30 protein-coding genes are annotated in these 26,934 nt (G+C 28.2%); 5 read left to right on the top strand and 25 right to left on the bottom strand.

Annotation, left to right across the window (positions count from 1 at the left end):
• The 9 genes from B2671_RS16820 to B2671_RS16780 all read right to left on the bottom strand — a co-directional run.
• Positions 1 to 277, bottom strand: a 277-nt coding sequence (locus B2671_RS16820; RefSeq protein WP_346871446.1) for a helix-turn-helix transcriptional regulator, incomplete at its 3' end; no start/stop codon positions are given.
• A 531-nt stretch (positions 278 to 808) separates the two neighbouring features.
• Positions 809 to 1,087 (bottom strand): hypothetical protein, encoded by a 279-nt coding sequence (locus B2671_RS16815; protein WP_346871445.1) that lies wholly within the window; start codon positions 1,085 to 1,087, stop codon positions 809 to 811.
• A gap of 52 nt (positions 1,088 to 1,139) precedes the next feature.
• Positions 1,140 to 1,583 carry a type II 3-dehydroquinate dehydratase gene (gene aroQ / locus B2671_RS16810; protein ID WP_346871444.1) on the bottom strand — a complete coding sequence of 148 codons (444 nt, stop codon included), beginning with the start codon at positions 1,581 to 1,583 and terminating at the stop codon, positions 1,140 to 1,142.
• Between the two features lie 18 nt (positions 1,584 to 1,601).
• The gene (aroE, locus tag B2671_RS16805) at positions 1,602 to 2,414 is read right to left on the bottom strand and encodes a shikimate dehydrogenase (RefSeq protein ID WP_346871443.1); all 813 of its coding nucleotides are present in this window, start codon (positions 2,412 to 2,414) and stop codon (positions 1,602 to 1,604) included.
• Between the two features lie 37 nt (positions 2,415 to 2,451).
• Positions 2,452 to 2,730 carry a chorismate mutase gene (locus tag B2671_RS16800; protein WP_346871442.1) on the bottom strand — a complete coding sequence of 93 codons (279 nt, stop codon included), beginning with the start codon at positions 2,728 to 2,730 and terminating at the stop codon, positions 2,452 to 2,454.
• A gap of 150 nt (positions 2,731 to 2,880) precedes the next feature.
• Positions 2,881 to 3,831, bottom strand: coding sequence for a patatin-like phospholipase family protein (locus tag B2671_RS16795; RefSeq protein WP_346871441.1), 951 nt, complete (start codon positions 3,829 to 3,831; stop codon positions 2,881 to 2,883).
• A gap of 64 nt (positions 3,832 to 3,895) precedes the next feature.
• Positions 3,896 to 4,801, bottom strand: coding sequence for an alpha/beta hydrolase (locus B2671_RS16790; protein ID WP_346871440.1), 906 nt, complete (start codon positions 4,799 to 4,801; stop codon positions 3,896 to 3,898).
• Positions 4,802 to 4,963: 162 nt separating this feature from the next.
• Positions 4,964 to 5,737, bottom strand: coding sequence for a peroxide stress protein YaaA (gene yaaA, locus B2671_RS16785; RefSeq protein WP_346871439.1), 774 nt, complete (start codon positions 5,735 to 5,737; stop codon positions 4,964 to 4,966).
• Between the two features lie 65 nt (positions 5,738 to 5,802).
• Positions 5,803 to 6,456: a pentapeptide repeat-containing protein gene (locus B2671_RS16780; protein WP_346871438.1), complete on the bottom strand. Its 654-nt coding sequence runs from the start codon at positions 6,454 to 6,456 to the stop codon at positions 5,803 to 5,805.
• 337 nt (positions 6,457 to 6,793) lie between these two features.
• Between B2671_RS16780 and B2671_RS16775 the strand changes: the two genes are divergently transcribed.
• The gene (locus tag B2671_RS16775) at positions 6,794 to 7,702 is read left to right on the top strand and encodes a patatin-like phospholipase family protein (RefSeq protein WP_346871437.1); all 909 of its coding nucleotides are present in this window, start codon (positions 6,794 to 6,796) and stop codon (positions 7,700 to 7,702) included.
• Between the two features lie 97 nt (positions 7,703 to 7,799).
• Here the strand turns inward: B2671_RS16775 and B2671_RS16770 are convergent, their stop codons facing one another.
• The 4 genes from B2671_RS16770 to yeiL form a co-directional block, all read right to left on the bottom strand.
• Positions 7,800 to 9,893 (bottom strand): diguanylate cyclase, encoded by a 2,094-nt coding sequence (locus B2671_RS16770; RefSeq protein ID WP_346871436.1) that lies wholly within the window; start codon positions 9,891 to 9,893, stop codon positions 7,800 to 7,802.
• Positions 9,894 to 9,936: 43 nt separating this feature from the next.
• Positions 9,937 to 11,202: an MATE family efflux transporter gene (locus tag B2671_RS16765; RefSeq protein ID WP_346871435.1), complete on the bottom strand. Its 1,266-nt coding sequence runs from the start codon at positions 11,200 to 11,202 to the stop codon at positions 9,937 to 9,939.
• Between the two features lie 313 nt (positions 11,203 to 11,515).
• Positions 11,516 to 12,490, bottom strand: a complete 975-nt coding sequence (gene rsgA / locus B2671_RS16760) for a ribosome small subunit-dependent GTPase A (RefSeq protein ID WP_346871434.1) — start codon at positions 12,488 to 12,490, stop codon at positions 11,516 to 11,518.
• A gap of 488 nt (positions 12,491 to 12,978) precedes the next feature.
• Complete coding sequence (gene yeiL, locus B2671_RS16755) at positions 12,979 to 13,659, bottom strand: transcriptional regulator YeiL (protein WP_346871433.1); 681 nt, start codon at positions 13,657 to 13,659, stop codon at positions 12,979 to 12,981.
• 149 nt (positions 13,660 to 13,808) lie between these two features.
• Between yeiL and B2671_RS16750 the strand changes: the two genes are divergently transcribed.
• Both B2671_RS16750 and B2671_RS16745 read left to right on the top strand, forming a co-directional pair.
• Complete coding sequence (locus B2671_RS16750; protein WP_346871432.1) at positions 13,809 to 14,234, top strand: DMT family transporter; 426 nt, start codon at positions 13,809 to 13,811, stop codon at positions 14,232 to 14,234.
• A 58-nt stretch (positions 14,235 to 14,292) separates the two neighbouring features.
• On the top strand, positions 14,293 to 14,760 hold the full coding sequence (locus B2671_RS16745) for a DMT family transporter (RefSeq protein WP_346871431.1): 468 nt from the start codon (positions 14,293 to 14,295) through the stop codon (positions 14,758 to 14,760).
• A 111-nt stretch (positions 14,761 to 14,871) separates the two neighbouring features.
• Here B2671_RS16745 and B2671_RS16740 read toward each other — a convergent pair whose 3' ends face one another.
• Positions 14,872 to 15,486 (bottom strand): DUF488 domain-containing protein, encoded by a 615-nt coding sequence (locus B2671_RS16740; protein ID WP_346871430.1) that lies wholly within the window; start codon positions 15,484 to 15,486, stop codon positions 14,872 to 14,874.
• A gap of 147 nt (positions 15,487 to 15,633) precedes the next feature.
• On the opposite strand from B2671_RS16740, the gene B2671_RS16735 reads away from it, so the two are divergent.
• On the top strand, positions 15,634 to 16,119 hold the full coding sequence (locus B2671_RS16735) for a permease (RefSeq protein WP_346871429.1): 486 nt from the start codon (positions 15,634 to 15,636) through the stop codon (positions 16,117 to 16,119).
• The gene (locus B2671_RS16730) at positions 16,116 to 16,655 is read left to right on the top strand and encodes a permease (protein WP_346871428.1); all 540 of its coding nucleotides are present in this window, start codon (positions 16,116 to 16,118) and stop codon (positions 16,653 to 16,655) included. The genes B2671_RS16735 and B2671_RS16730 overlap by 4 nt, the downstream gene beginning before the upstream one ends.
• Positions 16,656 to 16,780: 125 nt before the next feature.
• Here the strand turns inward: B2671_RS16730 and B2671_RS16725 are convergent, their stop codons facing one another.
• The 11 genes from B2671_RS16725 to B2671_RS16675 form a co-directional block, all read right to left on the bottom strand.
• Positions 16,781 to 17,911 carry a DUF5808 domain-containing protein gene (locus tag B2671_RS16725; protein WP_346871427.1) on the bottom strand — a complete coding sequence of 377 codons (1,131 nt, stop codon included), beginning with the start codon at positions 17,909 to 17,911 and terminating at the stop codon, positions 16,781 to 16,783.
• Position 17,912: 1 nt separating this feature from the next.
• Entirely contained in the window at positions 17,913 to 18,299 is a 387-nt protein-coding gene (locus B2671_RS16720) for a GntR family transcriptional regulator (RefSeq protein WP_346871426.1), read from the bottom strand.
• A gap of 15 nt (positions 18,300 to 18,314) precedes the next feature.
• Positions 18,315 to 19,961 carry an ABC transporter permease gene (locus B2671_RS16715; RefSeq protein ID WP_346871425.1) on the bottom strand — a complete coding sequence of 549 codons (1,647 nt, stop codon included), beginning with the start codon at positions 19,959 to 19,961 and terminating at the stop codon, positions 18,315 to 18,317.
• Positions 19,954 to 20,667, bottom strand: a complete 714-nt coding sequence (locus B2671_RS16710) for an ABC transporter ATP-binding protein (protein ID WP_346871424.1) — start codon at positions 20,665 to 20,667, stop codon at positions 19,954 to 19,956. The genes B2671_RS16715 and B2671_RS16710 overlap by 8 nt, the downstream gene beginning before the upstream one ends.
• Before the next feature lie 140 nt (positions 20,668 to 20,807).
• Positions 20,808 to 22,004 (bottom strand): alanyl-tRNA editing protein, encoded by a 1,197-nt coding sequence (locus tag B2671_RS16705; RefSeq protein ID WP_346871423.1) that lies wholly within the window; start codon positions 22,002 to 22,004, stop codon positions 20,808 to 20,810.
• 61 nt (positions 22,005 to 22,065) lie between these two features.
• Positions 22,066 to 23,043, bottom strand: coding sequence for a D-2-hydroxyacid dehydrogenase (locus B2671_RS16700; protein WP_346871422.1), 978 nt, complete (start codon positions 23,041 to 23,043; stop codon positions 22,066 to 22,068).
• Positions 23,044 to 23,081: 38 nt separating this feature from the next.
• Positions 23,082 to 23,507 (bottom strand): hypothetical protein, encoded by a 426-nt coding sequence (locus B2671_RS16695; protein ID WP_346871421.1) that lies wholly within the window; start codon positions 23,505 to 23,507, stop codon positions 23,082 to 23,084.
• Positions 23,508 to 23,839: 332 nt separating this feature from the next.
• Positions 23,840 to 24,478: a GNAT family N-acetyltransferase gene (locus B2671_RS16690; protein ID WP_346871420.1), complete on the bottom strand. Its 639-nt coding sequence runs from the start codon at positions 24,476 to 24,478 to the stop codon at positions 23,840 to 23,842.
• The gene (locus B2671_RS16685) at positions 24,471 to 25,709 is read right to left on the bottom strand and encodes a cation:proton antiporter (protein ID WP_346871419.1); all 1,239 of its coding nucleotides are present in this window, start codon (positions 25,707 to 25,709) and stop codon (positions 24,471 to 24,473) included. The genes B2671_RS16690 and B2671_RS16685 overlap by 8 nt, the downstream gene beginning before the upstream one ends.
• Positions 25,710 to 25,714: 5 nt before the next feature.
• Positions 25,715 to 26,335 (bottom strand): TetR/AcrR family transcriptional regulator, encoded by a 621-nt coding sequence (locus B2671_RS16680; protein ID WP_346871418.1) that lies wholly within the window; start codon positions 26,333 to 26,335, stop codon positions 25,715 to 25,717.
• Positions 26,336 to 26,534: 199 nt separating this feature from the next.
• Positions 26,535 to 26,934: hypothetical protein (locus B2671_RS16675; protein WP_346871417.1), on the bottom strand; the 400-nt coding region annotated here is incomplete at its 5' end.

Raw genomic sequence — 26,934 nt, 5'->3', positions numbered from 1 at the left:
CGAGCCACTTTAATCTATACTTTAGATCTTCATCCTCAGTTTCAAACATATCATCATTTGTAAACTTAACTCTTTCATTAATCTTCTCGCTAAAGAATTCATTTAAATTTGTGCCTAGTATCTGAAGAATGTCCATAAGTGTTGCAATAGATGGAGATGTGAGATCATTCTCAATTTGTGAGATGAACCCCTTGGATAATTCACATCTATTTGCAAGTTCTTCTTGTGTTAACTGTTTTTCTATTCTAAGACTTTTAATCTTCTCTCCAATTTGCACGATTCCACCTCAATCTTATGTATTATACTAAACCTTAAGTTTACATTTACTAAACAAACAATATTATTCTATATTTTTTTTATTAATAAATCAATAGATTTATTAAATTTTTTTATATTTTTATGATTTTTTTTCATAATAAACCCTTGAATATACCTTATGTTTATGAAAATATGTTTATATTAATATTCTTCATGTTTAGTAATACTAAGTATATTCCATAATAAAAACTTCCTAGTATTAATTGTACTAACCTTCAACTAAATACTAGAAAAACAATTTGCTTTAACTATTTTAAAAAAATATTTTATAACCACAATAAACACTATATAATTCTCTTTTGTAAAATAATGTAATTATTAACATTTTCCACAACTCTATCCACAATATAATTAACACTAAGTGGATAAATCTTAGATTATCCACCTTTTTTCTGAAAATTTACTTTATTTTATCCACAATTTATAAATCAAATGAAAAATAAACAACTAAGTAATTAACACCTTAGTTGTTTATTTTCATTTGATTATACTAGATATCACCTAATTCTTCTAAAAGCCTATCAAATTCTCTTATTTCAACCCAATCATAAAGATTAATATTTTCCTTTGAATGATATACTCTGAAATCTTCTAAGGATACTTTAACTTCATTTTCTCCCTCAGTTGTGAACCATAGGTATTTTCCATTACAAGAATTCAATTCTTTTATTTCGCTAAAAGGGTTAATATCATCCTCATAATAAAATCTAACTCCACTTTCAGCAAGACTTGTATAGATGTCTATTATCCTATTATTAAGCTCATCCATAAGTTTTCCTTCCTCCTAGGTTACAAATGTTTAATTAGTATTATAACCTACTTTAGCTAGAAATCTTCATTTTATTTTCTAGAGCATTTATAGCCATTATATATCCATATTCTCCAAAACCACATATCTGACCTATACAGGCTGGAGCTGTAACTGATTTTTGTCTAAAATCTTCTCTATCATAAATCTGTGATAGATGAACTTCCACAGTATCTATGTTTACACTTTTTATAGCATCATATATTGCATAGCTATAATGGGTAAAGGCACCTGGATTAATTATTATTCCATCATATTTTTCATAGTATGCCCTTTGAATAAAGTTAATAATTTCCCCCTCTATATTGCTTTGTAACATCTCTATATCATGTCCTAAGGATTTAGAGCATTCCTTTATGTAATTTTCAATCTTCTCAAAGCTTTTTGAGCCATATATATGTTTTTCCCTTATGCCCAAAAAATTTAGGTTAGGTCCATTTATAACCATAATTTTCATAGCAACCACCTCTTATAATTAACTAAACTCTCTATTTAAAATTTCATATATATCTTTAATTGCTTGATCATCAATAGAATTCTTTTGCCATATTTCCTGTGCTTTTACGCCCTGTCCTATGAGCATAGATAATCCCCCTACAACTTTTTTCCCTAATTCTTTTCCCTTTAATAAAAATTTTGTCTCAGATGGGTTATATACTATATCTACAACTGTTTGAAAGTTATTTATGATAGTATCATTAACAGGAGTGGCATCTTCATTAGGAAACATACCTACTGGAGTTGTATTAATTATCATATCTCCTTGAATTTCTTTTAACTGCTCATAACTTATTAGTCGAACTTTTTCATGATTTATTCCCTTATTTTTTTCTGGTGTCCTACTTACTATATAAACATTTTCAGCTCCATTGTCTAATAAATAACACACAGCAGCCTTTGTAGCTCCACCATTTCCCAAAATTATAGCTATTGAGTCTTGTATCTTAACATTATGTACCTTTAACATATATCCAAAGCCATAGTAATCTGTGTTATAACCATATAGTTTATTATCCTCTAGCGATATTGTATTAACAGCACCTATTCTTTGTGCTTCTGGTGATATCTCATCTAAATACTTAATAATTTCTTCCTTGTAAGGAATAGTTACACTGGCTCCTTTAATTTTTAAAAGTTTAAGTGCATCTATGAATTTTTCTAAATTTCCTTTAGGTATTTCAAATAGTTTGTATGCACCTTCTACTTCCATAGCCTGAAATATTATCTTATGTATTCTCGGTGATAAGCTATGTCCTAATTTCTCACCTAGTATGCCGTAAAATTCCATAACATTACTCCTTTATATATGATTAATTTAAATAACTTTACTTATGCTTTTTTATAATGATCTCTTGTAAACTTCTACTTAACTCCATTATACTTAAGAAAAATCTTCTTGCTAATAAATCATAGTTCTTATTTTTTAAATTGTCTACATTTTTTTTAATAATCTTTGATTCTCTTTCCTCATCATATATCGGTAAATCATTTTCTTTTTTATAATTAGCTACTCTTATAGCAACATCCATTCTTCTCTCAAATAGATTTACAAGTTCTTTATCAATCTCATCGATTTCTTTTCTACATTGCTCTATTTCATTCACTGCAATTCACCCTTTTCTAAATTATCTATATACATTAATTGAATTTACTAATATATAATAACACTTATTTATATATTATTTCCACTAAAAATAAATAGACTCCTATAGGAATCTATCTTTTTATCTATATATTTTTACTTTACATAATATTTATTTAAATTTATTTATTCCAAGTTTTCTCTTTATTCTTTTTGTATTTCTAGCTATCCAACTTTCCTTATTTTTTTCTTCAAGTTCTTGTAATTCCTTGTCCATAGCCTGTCTTTCTAATTCTTCTTTTAATTGATATCTTGCCATTTCAAAAATAGGTTCTAAAAGATTTTTAGTATCATAGTAACCTCTTTGAATTCTCTTGTTTTTAGACTCTTCATCTAGATTTAATAATCCATCTAATATTTTTGTTTCTATGTCTGAAGGAATTAGTTCTATGATTTTTGCATCTGGAAAATCTTCTCTTCTTATTTTGGCTTCCTTAGATAATAGTACAGCTATTATTATATCACAACCTTCTTCATATACTGGTTTTATAGGAGTATTATCTACTAATCCTCCATCTAAATATGTCTTTCCACCAATTTCTTCACTTTCATATATCATAGGAAGGCAAGCCGTTGCCAATAATATACTTTTTGCTATTTCTTCTTCATAGTCATTTATTCTAAAATATTTAGCAGTGAATTCCGGCATTTCGGTACATGATACATATAATATTTTTTCAGATTTCTTTAATTTATTAAAATTTATATATTTCTCAATTATATCCTTAGCTCCATCTCTAGGAATATCACCCTGCTCTAATTTCTTTGTCATATACTTTTTTACTAAATTCATATTTTTACTACCTATAGCGAGGGTTACGCCTTTCCTTATTAGGACTTTACTATTTACTGGTAACAACTTCTCTATAGTAACCTCTTGCCACATTTTCTTAGCTTCTTCAAAATCATCTTGAGCAAATAAAGCTGCATTTATAGCACCTATAGAAGTACCTGAAACTATTTTTATGTATTTATCTATATTTAACTCTTTTATAGCTTTCCATACTCCTATCTCATAAGCTCCTTTTCCGCCTCCACCAGATAATACTAATCCTACTCTCATTCCCCTTCATCCCCCATTAAAATATTATCTTGATTTTATAATATTTATTAGCCACTTTTTATTATTATATCATTTTAAGAAAGTTTTTTACTTCATTTTCATATTTCTCTTGGTTAGTGGCATAACAAGTATTATGCTTAGCTCTTGGAATTATACATAAGCTTTTTATTCCCTTTTTAATTTCATACATTTCCATGGACATATAACATGGAATTAATTCATCTTCATCTCCATGAATGAACATAATTGGTACTTTGCTTTCCTTTACCATATCCATTGGACTTATTTCTCCTAAAGAAAAGCCACATATTTTTTTTATTTTATGATTAGTGAGATTATAAAAAGGAAAAAAAGGAATCTTGTATTTATTTAACTTTCTTTTTATAACCTCTATTGCATTTGCATAAGCTGATTCCGATATTATAAAATCTATTTTATTCTTTCCTAAAACTGAATACATAAGACCAGTAGCAGCTCCCATAGAATGTCCATGTACACCTATAAAACATTTCTCCCCAACTTTTTGTCTTATACAGTTTACCCATAAATCTAAGTCTTCACACTCATATCTTCCATAGGTAGCATAAGTTCCTTCACTATTACCATGACCTCTTTGATCTACTAAAAGAATATTAAATCCTTCTTTTATAAAAAACTTTATATATTGGCAAGACCTGTAGTGACCAACCAAGTATCCATGCAATAATATTATTATTTTTTTTGAAGGTAAATTACAGTTTAGATAATATCCTTTTAACTTATATCCATCTTTACTTTGTACAATTAGCTCTTCCAATTTTAACTTTTCATACTCATCAATAGAATATAATCCCATGGTGTAAAGACTATTAAAGGTTTCTATCTTATCACGCTTTTTACCAAGAGTAGCATAATAAAATAAACAATCTATAGTTTTAATAAATATTATAAAAAGTACTGTCATTATAATTAATATATTAGCTATTATCATAATTTGCTCCTATTATCATCTTATAATGTTTTAAAATAAAAAAACTTGTATTTTAAATACAAGTTTTTATTTTATATATTTTAGTAATCCCCTACTTTTTATAATTAATGCACCTTTAATTTCTTTTATAATGTCACATTATTTAATACTAAAGTCATATACCTAAAGCATTTTATCTCTAGTAAAAACTAATTTAGTATTGCTACTTAATTCTTTATTATAACAATAACCTTCTTCTTTAAAATTCTTTAAATCTTCTATATTATCTATATTATTTTTAACAATATAAGTTACCATAAACCCCCTAGCTCTCTTAGCATATGTTACTATGATCTTATATTTTCCCTCTATATTTTCTTTAAATTCAACATCATAAACATTAATAGTACCTAGCTTACTTTTATCGATGGATTTAGAATACTCCAGAGAGGCCAAATTTAAAATTGTCTTATCTTCTTTAAGATTTAAATCATGAACTATATTTTCAGTAATCTTTTTTGTCCAAAATTTATATAAATCTTCTTCAGGTATACCTCTTAACTTTGTAGCCATCTCTAGCCGATATTCTTTTATATTATCTAAAGGTCTTAAAACCCCAAATAAACCTGATAAAATCCTAATGTGATTTTGTGCAAACTCTATGTTTGATCTGTCATATTCAAAAGGATTTATGGCTCTATATACTTCCCCTCTAAAGACAAAAATAGCCTGTCTAGTATTTACTTGTTTGTCATAAAAGCATTGAAATCTATTATAATTTACCTTTGATAACTTATTACTAATTTTCATTATCTTAGCTATTTCTTCTATATTGTAATTTTTAATTATATCTACTAATTCTCTTACTTCATCCATAAATACAGGTTCGGTACTTTCATCTATAAATATTTCTTTTTCAAAATCTAAAGATTTAGCTGATGATATTATTGTTATCATATGTTTTCTCCTAACTTTAAATATCCTAATTAAAATTCATTACTCTGTCAGTCTCTTTAATACATCTATTCCTTAATTACAATCCCTAAAATTCTCGAAAGCGATAGTGCTTGCATTGGAGTAACTACTATTCCATATAAATCTCTTACATCTCCAATAAGTCCTTCTATATCACTATTTCTAAAATCAATACCTTTCACCATAGCCTTAGATATATCAATTTGTCTCATATTTACATTTTCAAAGTTTACTTTATTAAACTTACTATTTTCAAAAATCACATTATTAAATGATGAATCTATAAAGTTTACATTTTTAAGAGTAGAGAAAGATATGTTACTATAGTCACCGTTACACTGATTTAATGTGACATTTTGAATATTTGTATCTGTCAAGTCTATACCTATAAGCTTACAGTTTATCATTTCTACCCTATGCAGAATTCCATTATTAAAATTAGAATTTGATAAATCACAGTTTTCAAACTTTACATCTATCAATTCAATATGAGTAAATTTTACATTTCTAAAATCTACATTTTTAAATATAACTTCCGAGAATTCAACATGTGATGCACGCTCATTACTTATGTCGCAATTAAGTATAATTACATTATTAAAATAGTCTTCATCATTTATATTCTTTTCTAAAGAATATACCTCTTCATTTATTGCTGTAATTTTAGGTAATAATACATTTTTTACTTTTCTTTCTTCCATATTTCTTCTAGCTATGTACTATATATAATTAACATAGCCTAATCTTCACCATCCTTCACTATTTTCATTTAATCTGATTATTATCTAGCATATTTAAATATTCCCCAGGTAATCTCAAAAACCTTCATAAACAGAGTTCTTAGCTTCTATGATGCTTAGAAATCGTTATCCAGGGACATAGCAGCTCTAATACTACCACTTTGAAAAAGATGGGAGTATNNAACAGAGTTCTTAGCTTCTTCATAAGTCAAAGATATTTTAAAACAGATAATAACCTATTCACATACCTGCATAATCATTAATACAATAATCATATAAGCTACAATGGAGGTGTCTAATGTCTACATTCAGAATTATTGTATTTGATGGTGGAGGAATTCGTGGTGCTCTATCCACACGTATATTAAAACGCATTTATAATAAATATCCTGATATTTTAAAGTATACAAACTTATTTGCTGGTACTTCTACAGGTGCTTTAATAGCCTTAGCTCTAGCTTCTGGAAAGGATGGAAATTATGTTGATAACTTATACAACTATGAGACTGTAAAAAGTATATTTTATCCTTCTCATCTTAACCTTTTCAGACCTAAATTTAATAATAAAAACTTAAGAGAAGTCATATTATCTGTATTTACAGAAGAGCTTACCCTTGGGGATCTTAAAAAATATGTATTCATCCCCTCCTTTAATGTAAAAGGTTTTTCATCTGATAACTGGCAATCTGTATTTTTTAATAACCTTTCTCGTGGTTCAACATACACATCTAAAGTTGTAGATGTAGCTTTAGCTAGCTCTGCCGCTCCTACTTATTTCCCTTCATACAAGAACTTTATAGATGGAGGTGTAATTGTAAATAATCCTACAGCTGCCTCTATGATTTCCGTAATGAAGCTCCTTAAACCTAAACATTCACTATCTGATTTTCGTATATTATCTATTGGTACCGGCTCCACACTTAACCAGATAAAATCAGATACATCTTCTTGGGGTGCTCTCCAATGGATGCTCAGGCCGAAATGTAATGTTAAAACACCTTTGGTTTCAATACTACTAAATGATACACCACTAGAAGACTTATATTGCAAAGAGCTTATCGGTCCAAATTACTTTAGAATAAATCCTATACTGAAATATAAAATTCCTCTTGATGACTATTCAAAAGTTCCATTACTTAAAAATGCTGTGGACAATCTAGACCTTTCCGATACCTTTAAATTTATAGAAAATCATTTTTTACGTTAGTACAAAATTTATTTGATATAAAAAGTTATTCTATAATAATTATAGAATAACTTTTTTATTTTTTATATACATTTTCTAATTAATTAACTTTATATAATTAAGAATAATTTTCATACTTAACAAGTTTATTTTTTCCTTCCGCTTTAGCTATATATAATGCTTCATCGGCAAAATTAATACATTGATCAATATTCTTCTCTTTACCTGAATACATAAATATACCTAGGCTAGATGTCACTTTTAATTTAGATTTTTCTCCATAACATATATCAGCTCTTTCAATTGATGTTCTTATACTGTCACAGATTGAATAAATCTTTCTTTCACTTATGCCTTGTAAAATCACTAAAAATTCTTCCCCACCATATCTCCCTGCAATTCCATAATTTTTAACATTATTTTCAATTATGCCTCCAACCATTTTTAATACACCGTCTCCATAACTATGTCCATATTTATCATTGATTAATTTAAAATCATCAATATCTATCATTATAACTGCTAATTTCTTTCTTTCTCTTGCACATTCCTTAAATATTTTTTTTCCTTTTTCAAAAATTTCCATTCTAGACAGTAATCCTGTTAAAAAATCATGAGAAGAAAAGTATTTAGTTCTATTATAAAGACAAGAATTTTCTAAAGCTATAGCAACATAGGATGCTAATATCTTTAATTTGTTTAAATCATTTTCTGTATATGCATTTTTCTTATAGCTTTGTACATTTAAAAAACCTCTAACTTTATCCTCTAAAATCAAAGGACAATACATAGCTGATTGAGTATCATCACTATTTAATTCTATATTAAGGTCTGGCACATATTTCTTGTACTCTTTATACAGATCATTAATTAAAATAGTGCTTCTGTTTCTAGCACAATAAGCTCCTATGCTAGTCTCATCTTCTACATTAACATTACTTAAATTCAGCTTATTTCCTCTATCTATAAATAGTGCATAATCTAAAACCCCTTCTGATTCCTTAAGGGTAGAAACACCCACCACTTCTGCATCCATAATCATTGATATTTCCTTATGTATGTTTTCTAATATATTCTCAAAATTAAGATTTGAAGTTATTTTTTGACCTATAGTTGATATTACTTTAATATCATCATATAATGACTTAAATATAGCTGCTTCTTGTTTATTCTTTTCATTTTCTAAATCAGCAAGACTTAATTCACTAGTTATACAGTTCAATTCATCATTTATTTCAACATACTTCTCATAATACTTTAATGCTTCCTTATATTTATTAATCTCTTTGTTAGATAAATACAGTTGCTTATATATATTTCTGCTAATTAGTACGCATTTATTTTTTTCAGATATTTCTAATGCCTTTACTAGCTTATTAATAGCTTCAACATATTTATTATTAATTATATCACTCTGAGCCCAAGACTCTAATATGCTAGCTTGAACTTCATAATAATCCCTCTTTGTGGCATGCTCTAATGCAGCTAAATAATCTTCTTCTGCTTCCTTTTGATTACCAGCCTTAAAATTAATTTTTCCCCTTATCCTTAAAGCTTCACTTCTTATAATTTCATAATTCAGCTTTTCTCCAATTTCAATAGATTCATTAATAAAATTCATAGCCTTTTCTAAATTGCCAAGTTCACATTCAATTTCAGCAATAACTTGATACATATTTGTTTTCAAATTATCATTATAATCATAAGGTATGTCTTGCAATGAATCTATAATTTTTTTAGCCTCATTATATTTTTCCAAATTTAAATAATTAACACAAATATTATTTAATATTACCAAAAAAAACTTATCATTTTTTATTTCTTTTGCTATTTTCAAAGCAATCTTTCCCCATTTTGTACTCAATTCACATAATCCTAATTGAAAGTAGGCACTCATAAGACCATTTGATACATATAATTTCCCTTTTTCATCACTTATACTTTGAAATAGTATATTAGCTTTTAATAGCCACTGTACTCCCTTTTCATATGTACCTGAATAATTAAAATACCACCCTATAGTTCCACTACACCAAGCTAATCCTCTTATATTTTCATTTTCAGTACATATTTTTAAACCTTCATCTAATATACTTTTAGCATTCTCTAGGTTAATTACTAGCTGTTCGTTAACATACTCTATAAATTGGTCTATGTAATTTGAATCTTCCCTAAGTCTATTTAGTACATCTTCTTTTGAATATTTGTACATAGATTTCATAACCCCCTATTTTTATTATGCTATAAGGTATTAATTACTCCTCTTCTTCTATGCCAAAATCTCTTGTAACATCTCTTACCCATTTCCCACTACTCACTCTCACTATACTAACCAAAGATTTTATTATCTCATCACACCTAATTATAAAAAATACAGCTACTATTGGTAACCCTAATATATCTACTGCTATGAATCCTCCTGGGATGGCTACACACCACATAAATATAATATCATTTAATAATACAAATCTTGCGTCTCCTCCACCTCTTAGAACTCCCATCATCATATTAGTTCCTAAAGCTTGGAATATAACAATAATAGAGGTTACACTCATGATTTCCATAGCAATTAATTTTGTACTTTGTGGAACATTGTAGAAGTTTACTATTACAGGCTTAATAACATATATTATTCCGCTGGCAATAAGCCCTGTAATTACACTAAATACACCTATTGTAAATGCATATTCCATGGCTTTATTCTTTTTACCTTCACCTATAGTATTACCAATAATAACAGCTGCAGCATTAGATAATCCAAATATAAACACTGTTACAAACTGTTGTGCAACTCCATTTATACTATTGGCTGCTACTGTGCTTGTTCCCATTTTTGCTACAATAACTGAAATCATAGATGAGCCTGTAGACCAAAGCAATTCATTAAATAATACTGGTGTACATGTAGATACATAATCCTTTAATATAACCTTATCCACCTTTAATAGATGCTTAGGTCGTAATTCTATCTTCTTCTCAAAGTAAATCATAAATATTATAACTATTATAAATTCTGTGATTCTTGCCATAACGGTAGCAATAGCTGCTCCTCTTATGCCTAAGGCTGGGAATCCAAATTTTCCAAAAATAAATACCCAGTTAAAAAAAGCATTTACCAACAATGACACACTATATACTAACATTGAAATTTTTACTGTTTTTACAGAACGAAGCATCATTATTGTACAATTTGTTAAACCATAGAATATGTATCCTATGCAGACTATTCTAAGATAGCTAGCCCCACCTTGTATAACAGCTATATCATTAGAAAATATACTCATAAACTGTGTTGGTAATAGTGCTGCTATGGATATAAATATAATTATTATAACGGTACAAACTCTATACATAATTGCAAGTATCTTATGAATAGAATTTACATCTTTCTTGCCCCAATATTGAGATATCATAATATTTGAGCCACTAGCTAATCCAAAAAGTAGAATCATCAAAATAAAAAATAAATTATTTGCTAAAGCTACTGATGATAATTGGACTTCCCCTAAAGATCCTACCATTAAGGTANNGTATCATACTTACTGCAAAAGTAATTAAGTTCTGTATAGCTATGGGTATTGATATACTAAAAAGTAATCTGTAAAATTTCTTATCTGTAGTTATCTTCATATATATATTCTCCGTATTAATCCAATTTAATAAAATAATTATAACATATTTCACATATAAAATAACCATACATATTTCTACAAATGTGCATGGTTATTTTAGAATAATAAATATATTAATGCTAATTTCTTTATCATGAATATATTTATAAAATTATTTATGCTCTTAGAAATTTTTATCAATTTCTAAGATGCATTTTTTTACCTATCTTCTTATTCTAGCTTTTCTTTCATTTATTCTCTCTTTAGCCCTTCTACGTTTTTCTTCATTAGCTATTTCTTTTTTTATTTTCTCATAACTTATAAATCTCTCCTTAGATAATTCTCCTCTTTCAATGGCTTGTTGAACAGCACATTTAGGTTCACTTTTATGCTTACAATCAGAAAAGTGACACTTCAATGCAAGATCCTCTATATCCTTAAAGGTGGATTCTACATCTCCCTGACTTAGCTGAAGTTCTCTCATTCCTGGAGTGTCTATTATGGCTCCTCCTGTTGGCAACACAAACAACTCTCTATGGGTTGTGGTATGCCTTCCTTTGTCATATTCGTCAACTTCCTTGGTAATCTGTACTTCTTTTTCTAACAACTTATTTATTATAGTAGATTTTCCAACCCCTGAAGACCCAATAAAAACTACAGTATCATCGCTTTTTATAATATTTCTTACTACCTCTACACCTTCACCAGTTAAAGAACTTACACTTATCTTATATATACCTAATGCCACCTGGTCTAATGATAATAACTTATCTTCTAAATCCTCACATAAATCTAATTTAGTTAATAAGACAACAGGTGTAGCACCACTATCCCATGCTATATTAATATATCTTTCTAACCTTCTTAGGTTAAAATTATTATTTAAAGACATTGTTATAAAAATCTTATCTATATTTGCAGCTAAAGCCTGTTCTTCACTTTTAACTCCTGCTACCTTTCTACAAATAAGAGTTTTTCTTTCTTGAATCTGATGTATTATTCCTTCTCCATGACCAAGCTCTTCATAATTAACCCAATCCCCTACAACTGGATAATCCTTTTTATTAATCAATTCATATTGTAACTTACCTGATAGGGTAGCTGATATTTCTCCCTTTTCAGTTATTATCTTGTATAAATTTCTATGCTGAGCATATACTCTTCCTATTGAATATTCATTTATATTATTTTCTCTCACCTATATAATCCCTCTTTCTAACTTTATACTTTAATTTATCTTCACTTAATAAAACGTTGAACTTATGCACTTTAGCTTTTTTATAATAATCTTACTTGTTAAAAAACTTTATTTTTGCATATAAAAAAACCTTGGATTAGCTACTCCAAGGCATAAGTTCAAATTAAATATAGTTATAAAATTAGGATTATAATCTTATTATACTTCTAAGGTTTTAAACTGAATATAATTATTAATCCACTTAAACTAACATTTAAATCTTAAATTTGGAGCGGCTGTATATACTTCATCTAATACTAATTTTTCTCTGTTCATCATAATACAACAACTCCTTTCAAATTCGATTTATATATTCATAATATCAATACATATATTAAGCATACATCAAATATACATATTTGTAAATAATTAAATAACAAATTCCTATAAATATTTTTCATTTTAGAATTTTATATAATTAAAAATATTTATATATCCATCTTTATTACCTATTTATATAAATCCACAGCTAAACTACTAAGTATTTCTTCATTAATAATTTCATATCCATAATTGTCTTTTTTTAACACTTCTCTATTTATTAAATTATTTATAGTCCTTAATAGATGTCTATAGCTAGTTCCTAGCAATTCAGCAATTTCTGTTAATGTTTCATTAAATACAACTCTATTTCCTTCTTCCCTTGTTGCCATTATATAGCTTGCTAATCTGTTTTCCAGTGGATATAGTAAATTGATTGATCCATTTCTAGATGAAGTATCCATTTTATTTCCCAAGGAACTGCATATAAATCTTAGAAACTTAGCATCATTAAGTAGTTTTTCTCTTACCTTTTTAAAAGATAAGCCAATACAATAAGCATCCTCTATAACTTCCATATTTGTAGTTGCCTTTGTGAAATTGATTAGTTCTAAATCCCCTAGTACCATAAGTGGATAATAAAAGCATATTAAGAGTGATTTACCATTTTTTAAACTAATATATACTTTAGCCTTCCCTTCTACAAAAAAGAATAAATAATCTATAGGCTCATCTTCCTTACATAAATATTCATTCCTCTTAAAGTGAAATAATTCCATATATTCTCTCATATCACTGGTAAAGATATCATGAATATTGTATTTATTTATATATGTGTTCATAAGTTCTGAGTTATTTATTTTCTTCATATTTTTCTCCTAAATCATATCAATCATATAAATATTTATTAAAATCATTTCTCATCTTAAATACTTTCTTAATACAACTATGACATATGTCATAATACTTCTCAACTACTTTATGATAAATTCAATATGTAACTAAAAGGGGGATTGTCATGAATATTTTTATTTCTATATTTATAGGTGCTTTAATTTCAGTAATGCTTGTGTTTAATGGAACCTTATCAAGCACTATTGGTAATTATTCTTCTAGTGTACTCATTCACATAATAGGTTTAATTACTATTATTACTGTATTATTTGCTACTAAGTCAAAATTAAAAATTCAAAAAGGTATTCCTATTTTATGGTACAGTGCTGGAGCCGTTGGAGTATTTACAGTGCTTTTTAGTAATATAAGTTTTATGGCTCTTGGTGCTTCTTTAAGCATTTCTCTAGGATTACTTGGTCAAGCAATTTCTTCTATTATCATAGATAACTATGGATTACTTGGAATGAAAAAGATTAAATTTAACGGTAAGAAGTTCATAGGTTTATCAATTATGATTATAGGTATAATAATTATGACTATTTTTAAATAATGATAGGAGGTGAACTTTAATAAGGTTATTTATTCTATAACCTTATTAAGGATAAATAATGATATATATTATAATTTCTATTTTAGCTGGTGTAACTATTGTTATAGGTAGAACTATAAATTCTAAATTGGCAGAGAAAATCGGTATATTTCAAGGGACCTTTTTTAACTATGTAGTTGGACTGTTTTTCTCAGTAGTATTTCTCCTATTCAGCAAAGAAACCTTTCCATCATCCTTTAGTAGCTTTAGAACAATACCCTTCTTAGCATATTTAGGAGGACTTCTAGGAGTTATAACCATAGTTATTTCAAATTATATGACTCCGAGAATATCTTCTTTTTATCTAACTCTCTTTATATTTATTGGACAATTGTTTATGGGTATAGTAATTGACTATATCACCTTAGGTAAAGCATCTACAGGAAAAGTTATTGGAGGTATTTTAGTTCTTATAGGATTGGCATATAATCTTATAATAGATAAAAATGACACTACTTGTGATGAAAATGAAATTCTCAAAGCATAGGCAAATGAATACATCCAAATTATTCATCAATAATAATAATAAGTCCAAGTATAAGTAATTAATAATAAAAATTACTTACGCCTGGACTTGAATTATTTCATAGATATCCTTTTATTTTAAATGTTCAATCCGATATCCGATTTCTTTATTGGCTAATCGATATCCTTCTTCTATTAATTCTTTCTCTGTAGGTGCAGTTCCAAGGATATTATCTATAGTAATTTGATCTCTATCACTAAAATATTTATCTAATAGATTTCTTTCCATATCTTCCTGAGAAGCTAGAGAATAATCGTCTAATATATGTCCTACAGTGAATCCATAATCTCTTAAAGCCCTTCCCACTAAGATGCTTCTATGACATCTTATAGGATCTTGCATCGCACCTAATAATGCTATTCTATACCCTTTTTCACAGCCTTCCTTTAGCCTTTCAATACCTTTTATAAAATCTTCTTCATATACTACCTTCTCGAAATCTGAATACCCTTCATCATAATATGATATCTTATTTTCTCTCTTAGCAGCTAACTCTTTAGCCATATAGATATAAATAAAGCCTTCCTTTTTTAAAGTTTTCCTTATTGTTTCCTTGTCAAATTGAATATTATACTTTGAATAAGGAGTTCCTCTAATATCTACTACACAGTCAATGTTATAATGTCTTAGCATGTGAATTAACTTCTCTACAGTATAATTAGAATGTCCTATTGTAAATATTTTCATAATCTTTTCTTCCTTCATTAGTATAATCTATATTATTCATCACTCTTCTCTTTTCATACCCTTGATAATACTTATTATACTATAATTATGTAACCTCACAAATTTATGAGCATAATATGATTTTATAGAGTTATTGGAAGTGATGTTATGACAGGTGTTATTCTATACACTTTAGCTTTAGTGCTACTTCTTATTTCTTTAATTAAAGATAAGAAGAAAACTATTAAAGCTCTTAAAATTTCCCTTAAATCCTTTGAAAACATAATGCCTCAATTTTTAGGTATCATTATCACTGTAGGAATTCTCCTTGCTATAGTAGATGCAGCTACCATATCAAAATTAATCGGTTCTAATTCTGGTTTTTTAGGAGTTATTATTTCTTCTATTACTGGTTCCATAACTATGATGCCAACTTTTGTAGCCTTTTCATTAGGTAATACACTACTTGAAAGTGGAGCTGGTTATCCACAAGTGGGAGCTTTAATTTCTACTCTAACCATGGTCGGTATCATGACATATAGCTTAGAGGCAAAATATATAGGTAAAAAAGCTGCCTTTCTTAGAAATTTCATAGCCTTTATCTTTTCCTTTGTAGTAGCTTTCTTTATTGGAAAGGTGGTGACTTTATTTTGATTAAACTACTTAACTTTCTAAAAAGGTATTTCTTTTTCCTTTTAAGTTTATTAATACTTATCTTAGTATTCATCTTTAATTGGGGCTTAGGAACTAAAAGCTTTATTAATGCTCAATCTAGCTTTATTCAGATGTTATCAGTACTTCCACCTATTATGATTCTTCTTGGCCTTATTGATGTGTGGGTTCCCAAAAAAGCATTAATGAAATATATGGGGAAGAATTCCGGATTTACTGGTGTTTTAATTGCTATTCTTATTGGATCTATAGCTGCTGGACCCATGTATGCTGCATTTCCTTTTACTGCAGTGCTTTTAAAAAAAGGAGTTAAATTTAGTAATATTATAATTTTTATGAATGCTTGGTGTGTTACTAAAATTTCTACATTACTCTTCGAAATTTCCGCTATAGGTTATGCCTTTACCCTATCTAGATTAGTAATTGATGTACCCGGAGTTATCATAATGGGTTATTTAGTGGAAGGACTTATAAAAAAAGAAGATATAGATAATCTATATTTACGTTATGATACTTAAGAAATATAAAAATTAAGGAGTTACTAAATCAACTAAGGTTTTCATTTCATTATACTGAAATGAAACTTAATCCTAAGATTTTAGTAACTCCTTTAATTCTGATTTAATTTTTATACACAATAGAATCAAGTAAGCAATATAGACATAATTATATTACTTATTATAAATACTATAAGTCCTCCCACAGCTATCCAAGACTTTGGATGAGCAAAGTTTACTGTCCAACCTACACCCAATCTTTTCTCTACCATCCAAGCTGGATCATTTTTATTATAATAAATACTTCCTAGTATCCATTTATCATCATCATCTTTATATAACTCGTCTTTTTCATCTTTTGTTTCGATATTTCTTCCACCTTGACCAACAATGATAAAAACAATGATAAATATAATCATAGTTATCATGAAAATTACCATAAATACATAGTTAATTATCATAGGATTAAAGTTAAATAATACAGATGCTTGAATTAAGGAAAACATAATAAGCATTTGGAGTATCATTACCATCATTAATATTGACCCTATTTTTTTAAACTTCTTCTTTCTAATAATGGCCTTCTCAATACTTCCACTATTTAAATCTACCTTAGAATTAATAATCACTTTATTTATTCCATATAATAATGCTGTTAAAAAAATTTGAACAATTGGAAATTGGTATATTATAAAGAAACCTCTTAAAGTCTCCTTTTTAAACACCCCAAAGCTAGTATAAGGAATCTCCATCACCTTAGGTAATGCATCATATCTATACATAGTTACTAAAATACTTACTAAAGGAAAGATAAATAATAATAAAAACCATTTTGAGTCTATAGGTTTTATCTTTTCATCCTTTTTAGGCTTTCTTAGAGTAGTTTCTACCACTACTACATTTCTTTTGGTATAAGTCCAGTTTCTATGTTTTTTTAAGATTTTTACCTTTTTATAATATGGAATATATACTATGAAGCTTATTATTAAACTACTTATAATAAATATTGCCATTATAATTCCTAAAGTATTTTCACTATAGTTATCAAGATTAAAGAATAAAATATTTACTCCTAAAAGCATAATAAAAAATATAATTGAAATAACTATTCTATAAGATTTTTCTATATCTTTTAGCTCCTTTTCTTCTTGATATTCCTTAGGAAATCTCACTCCAAAGAAAATGCCACTATTAGATGTTTTGTTCACAAAAAAACTAGTTAAAAATATAAATAATAACATGAAATTCATAAATACTAAGAATAACCACTTATCCATATTAGCTATCCTCCTTCTTAAATCCACTAAAAATAGCGTCAATATAGCTCTTTATATCTTCTTTACTTATACCTCTATTAAAGCACTCAGCCATATAATACTCTAACTGATAATTTAAGTTTTCCTTAAACTCCTCGTTAGAACTCTTTAAGCTAAGAGAAATAAAAGCTCCTTTTCTTCTATCTATTTTAATATATCCATCATCCTTTAAAAGTGAATATGCTTTATTAACTGTATGCATATTCACTCCAATATCATCAGCTAACCCTCTAACAGATGGAAGTTCTTCACATTCTTCTAGTTCCCCTCTTGCTATACCTTCAACTACCTGATTCTTTATCTGGACATATATAGGTATATCTGAGTCAAAGTCTATTTTTAAAATCAAAATCTCATCTCCTATTTAACTCTTTAGTCTATTAAACAATTTTTCTCCCTTAGTTTTCAATACTGTACATACTAATGATATCAAAAGTAGTAGTAATAATGCTATAACCCCTAGATATAAATTTATATTTGTAATCGCAAATACCTTGTTAATTCCAATAGTTATAAAAATCACTACAACTATAAGCACTGCTCCCATAAGAATACTTATCATAGAACTTAAACTTTGCTTTACAACCTGTACTTCTGAAGTCCAGTCTAATTTCGGAAAATATAAATTAATTAATAGTCCCCCTACTGATACTAAAATAGCTAACAATGTGGGAATTAATATAGTCCACATAAAATTTATTAGGGTTAACTTAAAGGCTATGGCAAACATAACTGAATCCACTACTATAGTTGGTATTAGTAAAAGAATATTAACTCCTATCTTACCAAAAAATATATCTTTAACTTCTAATGGAGATGATTTTAAAATCCACAAATTTCTTCCTTCAATTGATATAGCTGAACCTGTAGTGCAAGTTAATCCTATACCAAAGGATAATATTATAAGTGGTGCAAATTGCATTACCTGTTTTAATAGTGGTGCTAGTACCTGAAAGTCTGAATCACTAGATTGTGCCATCTGATCTATGAGAAAATCTCCTCCCATAATTAGAGATGCTACAGCGGCTACCGTTACTATGACTATGCCTATTATTGTGTTTGTAACATATACAGAAGATGAAAAATATCTCTTAAATTCTTTCTTTATTAAGGCTCCCCTTAAAGTATTTGTTTTTAAAGATGTTAATTTATAATTAGATCTTTTAAAGGTTTCTCCCAGTCTTAAATTTATTGACTTAAAGCTTCTAGCAAATATTATTAAAAATATTATAAAAGGAATTATAGACCATAAAATAAATTTAGTCATAGATAATAAGCTTAAATTAGCTAAAGCATCCGTAAAGTAATAAGAAGGTGGATAAATAGTTTTTATACCTTGAATTATAGATGTGCTGTTCTCTATAACTATATTTATGATTTTATCCATTTTAAATGAACCTATCATTACTACAACCACAACTATCAAAGTCCCTATATTTAAAATTAAAGTTTTCCTCTTCATTCTTGAAGATAGATAGCTAAGAGCAAAAGCTATAATAGCTGCCATAACTATAGGTATAAGTGGAATAAAAATTATTCCTATGAATAAATAAATAAAAAATATACCACTTGTACCAGATTTCATAAAATAAACTATAGACGGTGGAATTGTTACTAATGCTACAAATAAATAATTCAATAACAATAATTCAGTCATCTTACTAGCTAAGATTATATATGGTTTTATTGGTAAACTCATTAAGGTTTCAAAATCCCTTGAAGAAAAAAGAACACCCTGAGCCTTGTATACAGATGTAAAAAATGAAAACATAGTACTAAGAATTATTGCACTCATCAAAATAAGGCTTAAATATCCATACTGGCCTAATTCCTCTACTATAGCCAAAGAATACATCACAATTAATATACCTATAGAAAATATGCCTATTAGTATTGCAAAAAATATGGATACGTTTTTTATTTTTTCACTCTTTGATTCTTCCTTTAGGAATTTATTTATTCCCCAAGTATTCATAATACTATTTTTTAATAGAACTTTTAAATTACTCATTGTCAATCAACTCCATAAATATTTCTTCAAGACTACCATCACCCTTAACTTTATTGGTGTCTCCTGAAGCTACTATCTTTCCACCTTTAATGATAGCTATCTTATCACATAATTTTTCAGCAACTTCTAGTACGTGAGTAGAGAAAAATATAGCTCCTCCTTCATTACATAATTCTCTCATGAATCCTTTTAAAATATGTGCTGCTTTAGGATCAAGTCCAACAAAGGGTTCATCTAGAATTAGTAATTTAGGCTTATGAATAAGTGCTGATATAAGGGCTAACTTTTGCTTCATACCATGAGAGTAGGATGAAATTAAATCTCCTAGAGATTTTGTAAGTTCAAAGGCTTCACTATACTTTTTTATAAGGGCCTCTCTTTCTTCCTTTGATACCTTAAAAATATCTCCTATAAAATTTAAATATTGAATGCCTGTTAAGGAATCATATAAATCTGGATTATCAGGAATATATGCTATATCCTTCTTACATTCTATTGGGCTAGTCTTTATGGAATTACCATTTATTAAAATCTCTCCTTCTTCAAAATCTAAAATTCCTACTACTGCTTTAATAGTAGTAGTTTTTCCAGCACCATTATGACCAATAAATCCAAAGATTTCTCCATCTTTCACTTCAAGAGATATACTATCTACAGCCTTTTTACCACCACTATAAGACTTTGAAAAATTATTTATCTTTAACATTTTACATACCACCTTATTTGTTATATCTGTTATATAACAGATATAACAAATGTTCAAGTATTATTATCAATCTTTTAATAAATAAAAAGTTAGGTTTTATTTAAATTTAATAACCTAACTTTTAACTTAATAATTTTATATTATTTACCTTTTATTTTATTTATAGCATAATCTAGAGTTCCATCTAAATTATTATTATTCTTTCCACCACCTTGAGCTTGATGACTACTTCCTCCACCTTTACCATCAATTAAAGTGATTGCATCTTTTAATAGTTCATTCATAGATATTCCTTTAAAATCCTTTGATGCTGCAAAGATAAGGTTTGCTTTTTCTCCATTTTTAATTGCCATTAATGCTATAGTATTGTTATTTTCAATAATCTTTGAAGTTACCTTATTTACGTACTTAATATCTTCATTATCATAAACTTTTTTAATTATAGTTATATTTTCTACTTTATCCCCTTTTTCAACCATGTCTCTTACTTCATAAGCAGCTACTTCTTCACTTAGCTTTTTATTTTTTTCTAGAGCAGCTTTAAGATTTTCGTTCATATTTTTTATGCCATTTATAGCCTCATCTTCACTTGCATTTAAATATCTACATACACTTGTAGTAAATTTATCTTTTCTAAAGGAATCTTCTACTGCTCTTTTCCCTGCTACATATTCTATTCTAGTTGCTCCTTTATGTTTTTCCCATCTTCTTACCTTAATCATTCTAAGTTCTAAGGTTGACTTTGGATGTACTCCACAACATGCATTAATATCTAAGTCTGAAATCTTAACAACTCTAATTTCTTCATTAGTATTAGGTAATGCTCTTCTTAATCCCATCTTCTTTAGCTCTTTTTTATCTGGCACTAAAAATTCTACTTGAAGATCATCTCCTATAATTAGATTTGCAGCCTTTTCAGCTTCTCTTATCTTTTCTTCTTCTAATATTCCATCTATATCTACAGTACATATTTCTCTTCCCATATGAAAGCCCACTGTATTTGCATTAAATATTTTATAAAAGCATCCTGATAACACGTGCTGTCCAAGATGTTGATCCATACCATCCCTTCTTCTTTCCCAATCTATAGAGCACTTTAATTTATGAAGCTTTATAGGTTTTTTATTAAGAACATGATATATAATACCTTCTTCTTCGTAAACATCTATTACTGGTTCATTTTCTATAAAACCTAGATCACAAAATTGACCTCCACCTCCTGGGAAAAAAGCTGTTTTTTCTAAAACTACATGAAACTTCCCATCTTTCTCTTCTACCTTCTCTAATTCAGCTACAAATTCTTTAATATATTGATCCTTATAATAAAGCTTCTCCATTGTATCTCTCTCCTTTAACCAATGTATAACTAAAGTTCTAACTTTAGCCTTAATTTATATATTACTTTGTCTTTAAATCTCTATATCCTGTAGATAAGTTAACTACATTCCTGAGTTCCTCTCCCTTTATAAAGCGGTCTAAATTATTAACAGCAATTTTAATTATACGGTGGTGGGTTTCTTTTAGGTTATAATTTCCAGAAACATGAGGTGTAATTATTGCATTTTTTATTCCCCAAATCCTATGATCCTTTGGTAATGGTTCAGGGTCTGTCACATCTAAAGCTGCTCCTAAAAGTTCCCCACTTTCTAAAGCATCACAAAGTGCTTCAGTATCTATAGCTGTACCTCTACCTACATTTATAAGTACAGAATCTTTTTTCATTTTAGAAATTTTCTCTTTAGAGAATAATTTATAGGTTTCCTTAGTTTCTGGTAAACTTAATGCTACCACATCTGCTTTTGGTAATAACTCATCAATCTTATCCATAAGATATAATTCATCTAAATATTCAGGTTTATTAGTATCACTTCTTCTTACGCCTATAGTGTATCCACCTAGAGCTTTTATTCTCTTGGCAAAGTCTCCTCCAATATCACCAAGTCCAATAACTAAAGCAGTACATCCATAAATAGATTTAACTTCACCCTCATTCTTCCAAAGACTATTATTTTGATTATCCCTATAAAGGTATAACTTTTTATATATAGAAAGTAGCACACCTATCATATGTTCTGATATAGCGAGTCCATAGGCTCCAGTTGAATTAGTTAGTTTTACTCCTCTTGGAAGCACCCCTTCTTTTACAAATAAATCAGCTCCTGCACTATCAAGTTGTAACCACTTTAGGTTTTTACATCCTTTAACCATATCTAATGGAGGATTGCCTATAATTATGTGAGCATCTTCAAGGGTCTCCCTATTTATCTCTTTAGCTGAAGTAAATATATAGTTAGATCCAGGTGCAACTGACATTAAATCAATTTTATGGCTATCGTCCATAGGCATTAATACAACTACATTAATTTCTTTTTCCATAATTAATCACTCCTAACATATTAAATTTCTAATAATACTTATTTAAGGCAATGAATATATTCCTTAACTTCATACCAAGGTACCGCATACCCTACACCCTTAGCACAAAAAATAGAAGATGATGTGTATTCAGGATCTACATCCTTGTTATAGCTTTTAGCTTCTATAACATCTTCTGGATTATGACATATATCATACCCATGAAATACTAGATTTAAGCTGCCCTTCCCCTTTGTGAATGCTTGAAAATCCAAAGCATAATTCATAAAGGTAGCTACAGGACCTCTTCCTTCAATTATAACTCTTTCTCCATAACTTTTAGGTTCATTAAAGCTACCACTCATTTTTTGAATATCACTGATAACTCTACCCATTAAGTTAATCTCTACATCTATTTTAAATTTGTAATAGGGTTCTAATAATAGATTTTTAGCACTTTCTAAAATTTTAAAGCATCCTAACACTTCTCTAGGGTTTATACTTTTATCAAACTCTACCTTTGAAGCATTTATTATCTTTTATCTTTTCATAGTTAGTATAACTAAGACTATTAAAGATCTCTAAAAACTCTTTTACACCTTCATCTAATATTGTACAATATCATTAGATTTATTTTACCACAATACTCTTTTATGTTTCAGTTATAAATGCAACTTCCCCTAAAACTTTATTTATATAAATAACTTTTACTACTGGTAGATATATTATAACAATCTAATATTGTTATAATAATTAAAATCCCTATTACAAAAAACCACTCAATTTGAATTTCTTCATATTAAGTGGCTTGATTTATTTATTCAACTTTGTATCCATATAGAAAAACATTCATTGTAACCAGTTTACTTTCACAGGTTGTTTCAAAACTTTTTTCATCTAAACGTTCAAACCCTTGGCTATCATAAAAACCATAATTACAGGTTGAGTCTGTGTATAAATAGATATGTTTTGTGTTGTGATTTCGTAAATAATCACAAAGATTTGAAAGTAGTTTCTTACCTACACCTAATCCTCTACAGTCTTCTGTAACGGCAAATAGTGTCAATACTCCATCAAACTCCTCCTCTCTACCAGCAAGAAGCTTATGATAAATGTGATGCATATTTCTATAATCACTTATATTACTTTTATATTGTATAGCTTTTAATGTTGTTATTGAATTATAAAATACTACTCCTAAAATATTTTTTAAATGAGTCAATATTTTATAATCATTTTTAGACTTTCCTAAAATCACACCAACAATATTTCCGTCTTTTTCCGCAACACAACTAAAGGTTTTCTCTGCTAAGCAGCTTTGTAAGTATAATTTCAAAAGATTTTTTAACACTTTTTCATTATCAATATACCTATAAAGCCCAAAACTCTCATTTATTATAGATTTAATGGTTTCATAATCATCTTTTTTGATTTCTCTATATATTATCTCATTCATTGCTAATTTCCTCTTTTTTATTAAATTCTCCTGCCCACTCAAAAGCCTTTTTAGATGCTATAACTGCGATAACCTCGTTAATAACCGCTGCTGCCGCAATTGTTCCTTGGATGACCTTAGCGTATTCTGGTACTGGTCCTGATAGAACAGAAACCGCTATACCTGTAAATACGAGAGATACACCTGAATGAGGAAGCAATGTGAGGCCTAAATATTTTTTCACAGTTTCTGGTGAATCTGTTATAGCAGCTCCAATGAATGCTCCACCACATTTTCCTACAGCTCTTGAGATGATATAAATTGCAGTAAATAGTCCAGCACCTAAAATCAGATGATAGTCAAGTGGTGTTCCCAGATTTAAGATAACTACAATCATAGAAATACCAAGAATAGGATTAAATGAGTTCATAATTTGCTCTAGACGTTCTTCTAAAATCATATTAGAAAACGTTGCTGAGAAAGCCATACCAATAAGCATAAAGTTAAGTACAGGCTTTGGTAAAACTAAATCATTAAATATAAAACCAACGCCTGCTGATATTAGTATGGTTGCACTCAGTAACAATACTGTTACTTTTGGTGAACGTTCTCTTTTCAGTACAACTCCTGCAAGAAATCCTACAACAATCCCAATAATAATTGGTAATAAAATTACAAGTAGTATCATATAAGCCGGTAGTTTTTGCTCAGATAGATTGGCAGATATAATAGATATAGTTGAAAAAAACACAATTACTCCCACCATATCATCAAGGGCTGCCATAGGAATTAATGTTTTAGTCACAGGTCCGTCTGTTTTAAACTCACGCACAATAGAAAGTGCTGGTGCTGGTGCAGTTGCAAGAGCAATACCTCCAAATATAAATGCAAGATAAATAGGAAATCCTACAAAATAAAATACAACCCCAAATACCAAACTCACAACAAAAAATGTTCCTAATGATTGGGTTAATGTTGTTATGATAATTTGCTTGCCCGACTTTTTAATTTTTTTCCAAACAAGCTCCGTACCTATTAAAAGTCCCACTACGCATTCTAAAATATGCATAATTGGTTCATACCAATGAGCATTTAAAACTGCATCATTTACAACTCCAAATGCATTTGGTCCAAGTATCATGCCTGTAAGTAACCATCCTAGAATAGCTGGTAACTTAATCTTTGAAACAAGCTTCCCTACAATAAATGCAATAGCAATTGCCATTAAAAACCTTAAAATTAATAATATCATTGCTTCTACTCCTCCTTTGAAATACCATAAAGCATAATATTCAGTATTTTTGACAGTTTCAGTTCGTGCATTTCTATTAGTGAATTAAAGTCCAGGTTTTTATAAGCTTTACTTTGAAAATAACCATTGAACATTTCTTGAAAAACAAAGAAGTATTCCATTGCTTCTTCTTCTGTAATATTATCTCGTAGTGTTACATTGCTTAACGCCATACGATAGTGACTTATATTAAGTGTGTCAAAATCAGCTCTTAAGTCTTTGATTTGTTCTTTCAAATGTACAGGTGGTTGTAAAATTGCATGAAAGAATATATGACTGTAATAATTATTCTCTTTAAAAAAACGATATCTTAAATCAAAATAATTTTGCATGTACTTCTGAAAATCCAATTGGTCAAATTCTTCTTTACTAAGATAATCTACAAGCTCATCAAAGCAAACCTTAACACATTTTAAAAATAACTCATCTTTATTTTTAAAATAGTGATAGATAAGTCCCTTTGAAATTTTGTTATCGTTGCATATATTATTCAGCGAAGCATTTTCATATGTCTTTGTTCCAAACTCCGCTATGGCAGCATTTAATATTTTATCTTTACTTATCTGACTTTTCTCTTTTTGATTCATAATACCCTCCAAATATAAATATTGACCATGTGGTCTATTATATATTATCAAAAACAAACCACATGGTCAATAATATAAATAATTAAATTTTTTAAAGACCTTCAATTAAACTTTAAGTTTAAATTTACTGATAATTATTAATAGACATTTATTCTTATCTATTTTTAACTTTAACTGCTCCATCTTCCATAAAAATGTTTTAAATTACATAAATAAACTTATATAATTGAATGGCATCTTTCCCATTAACCCTAACTATCTTAGGTGGCCTAGCGTACTCTATACTTATTTTTTGAGTTTCCTCTTCTAATAATAACCCTCTAACCTTCATAGCATTGATTAAACTAATCTTTCTGTTATTAGGAAATATTATATAAGCAACACTTTTTCTATCTTGCTTTAACAATTCAACAATATCATTTGCTAAAACATCCAATTTGATATCGAATGGTGGATCACATATAACTCTATCAAATTTTTTTAAATATTTATTCTGTAAAAATTTTGTTAAACCAATATTTAAATCAAATTTTACAAATTTTAGACCACCATTTTCTCTAAATCTGTTATCTCGTTCAAAAAGGACTATGTTTTTATTT

The sequence above is a fragment of the Clostridium sp. UBA5119 genome (genome assembly GCF_002414285.1).
Taxonomy (GTDB): domain Bacteria; phylum Bacillota; class Clostridia; order Clostridiales; family Clostridiaceae; genus Clostridium_J; species Clostridium_J sulfidigenes.
This window is presented reverse-complemented; position numbering and strand designations above follow the sequence as displayed.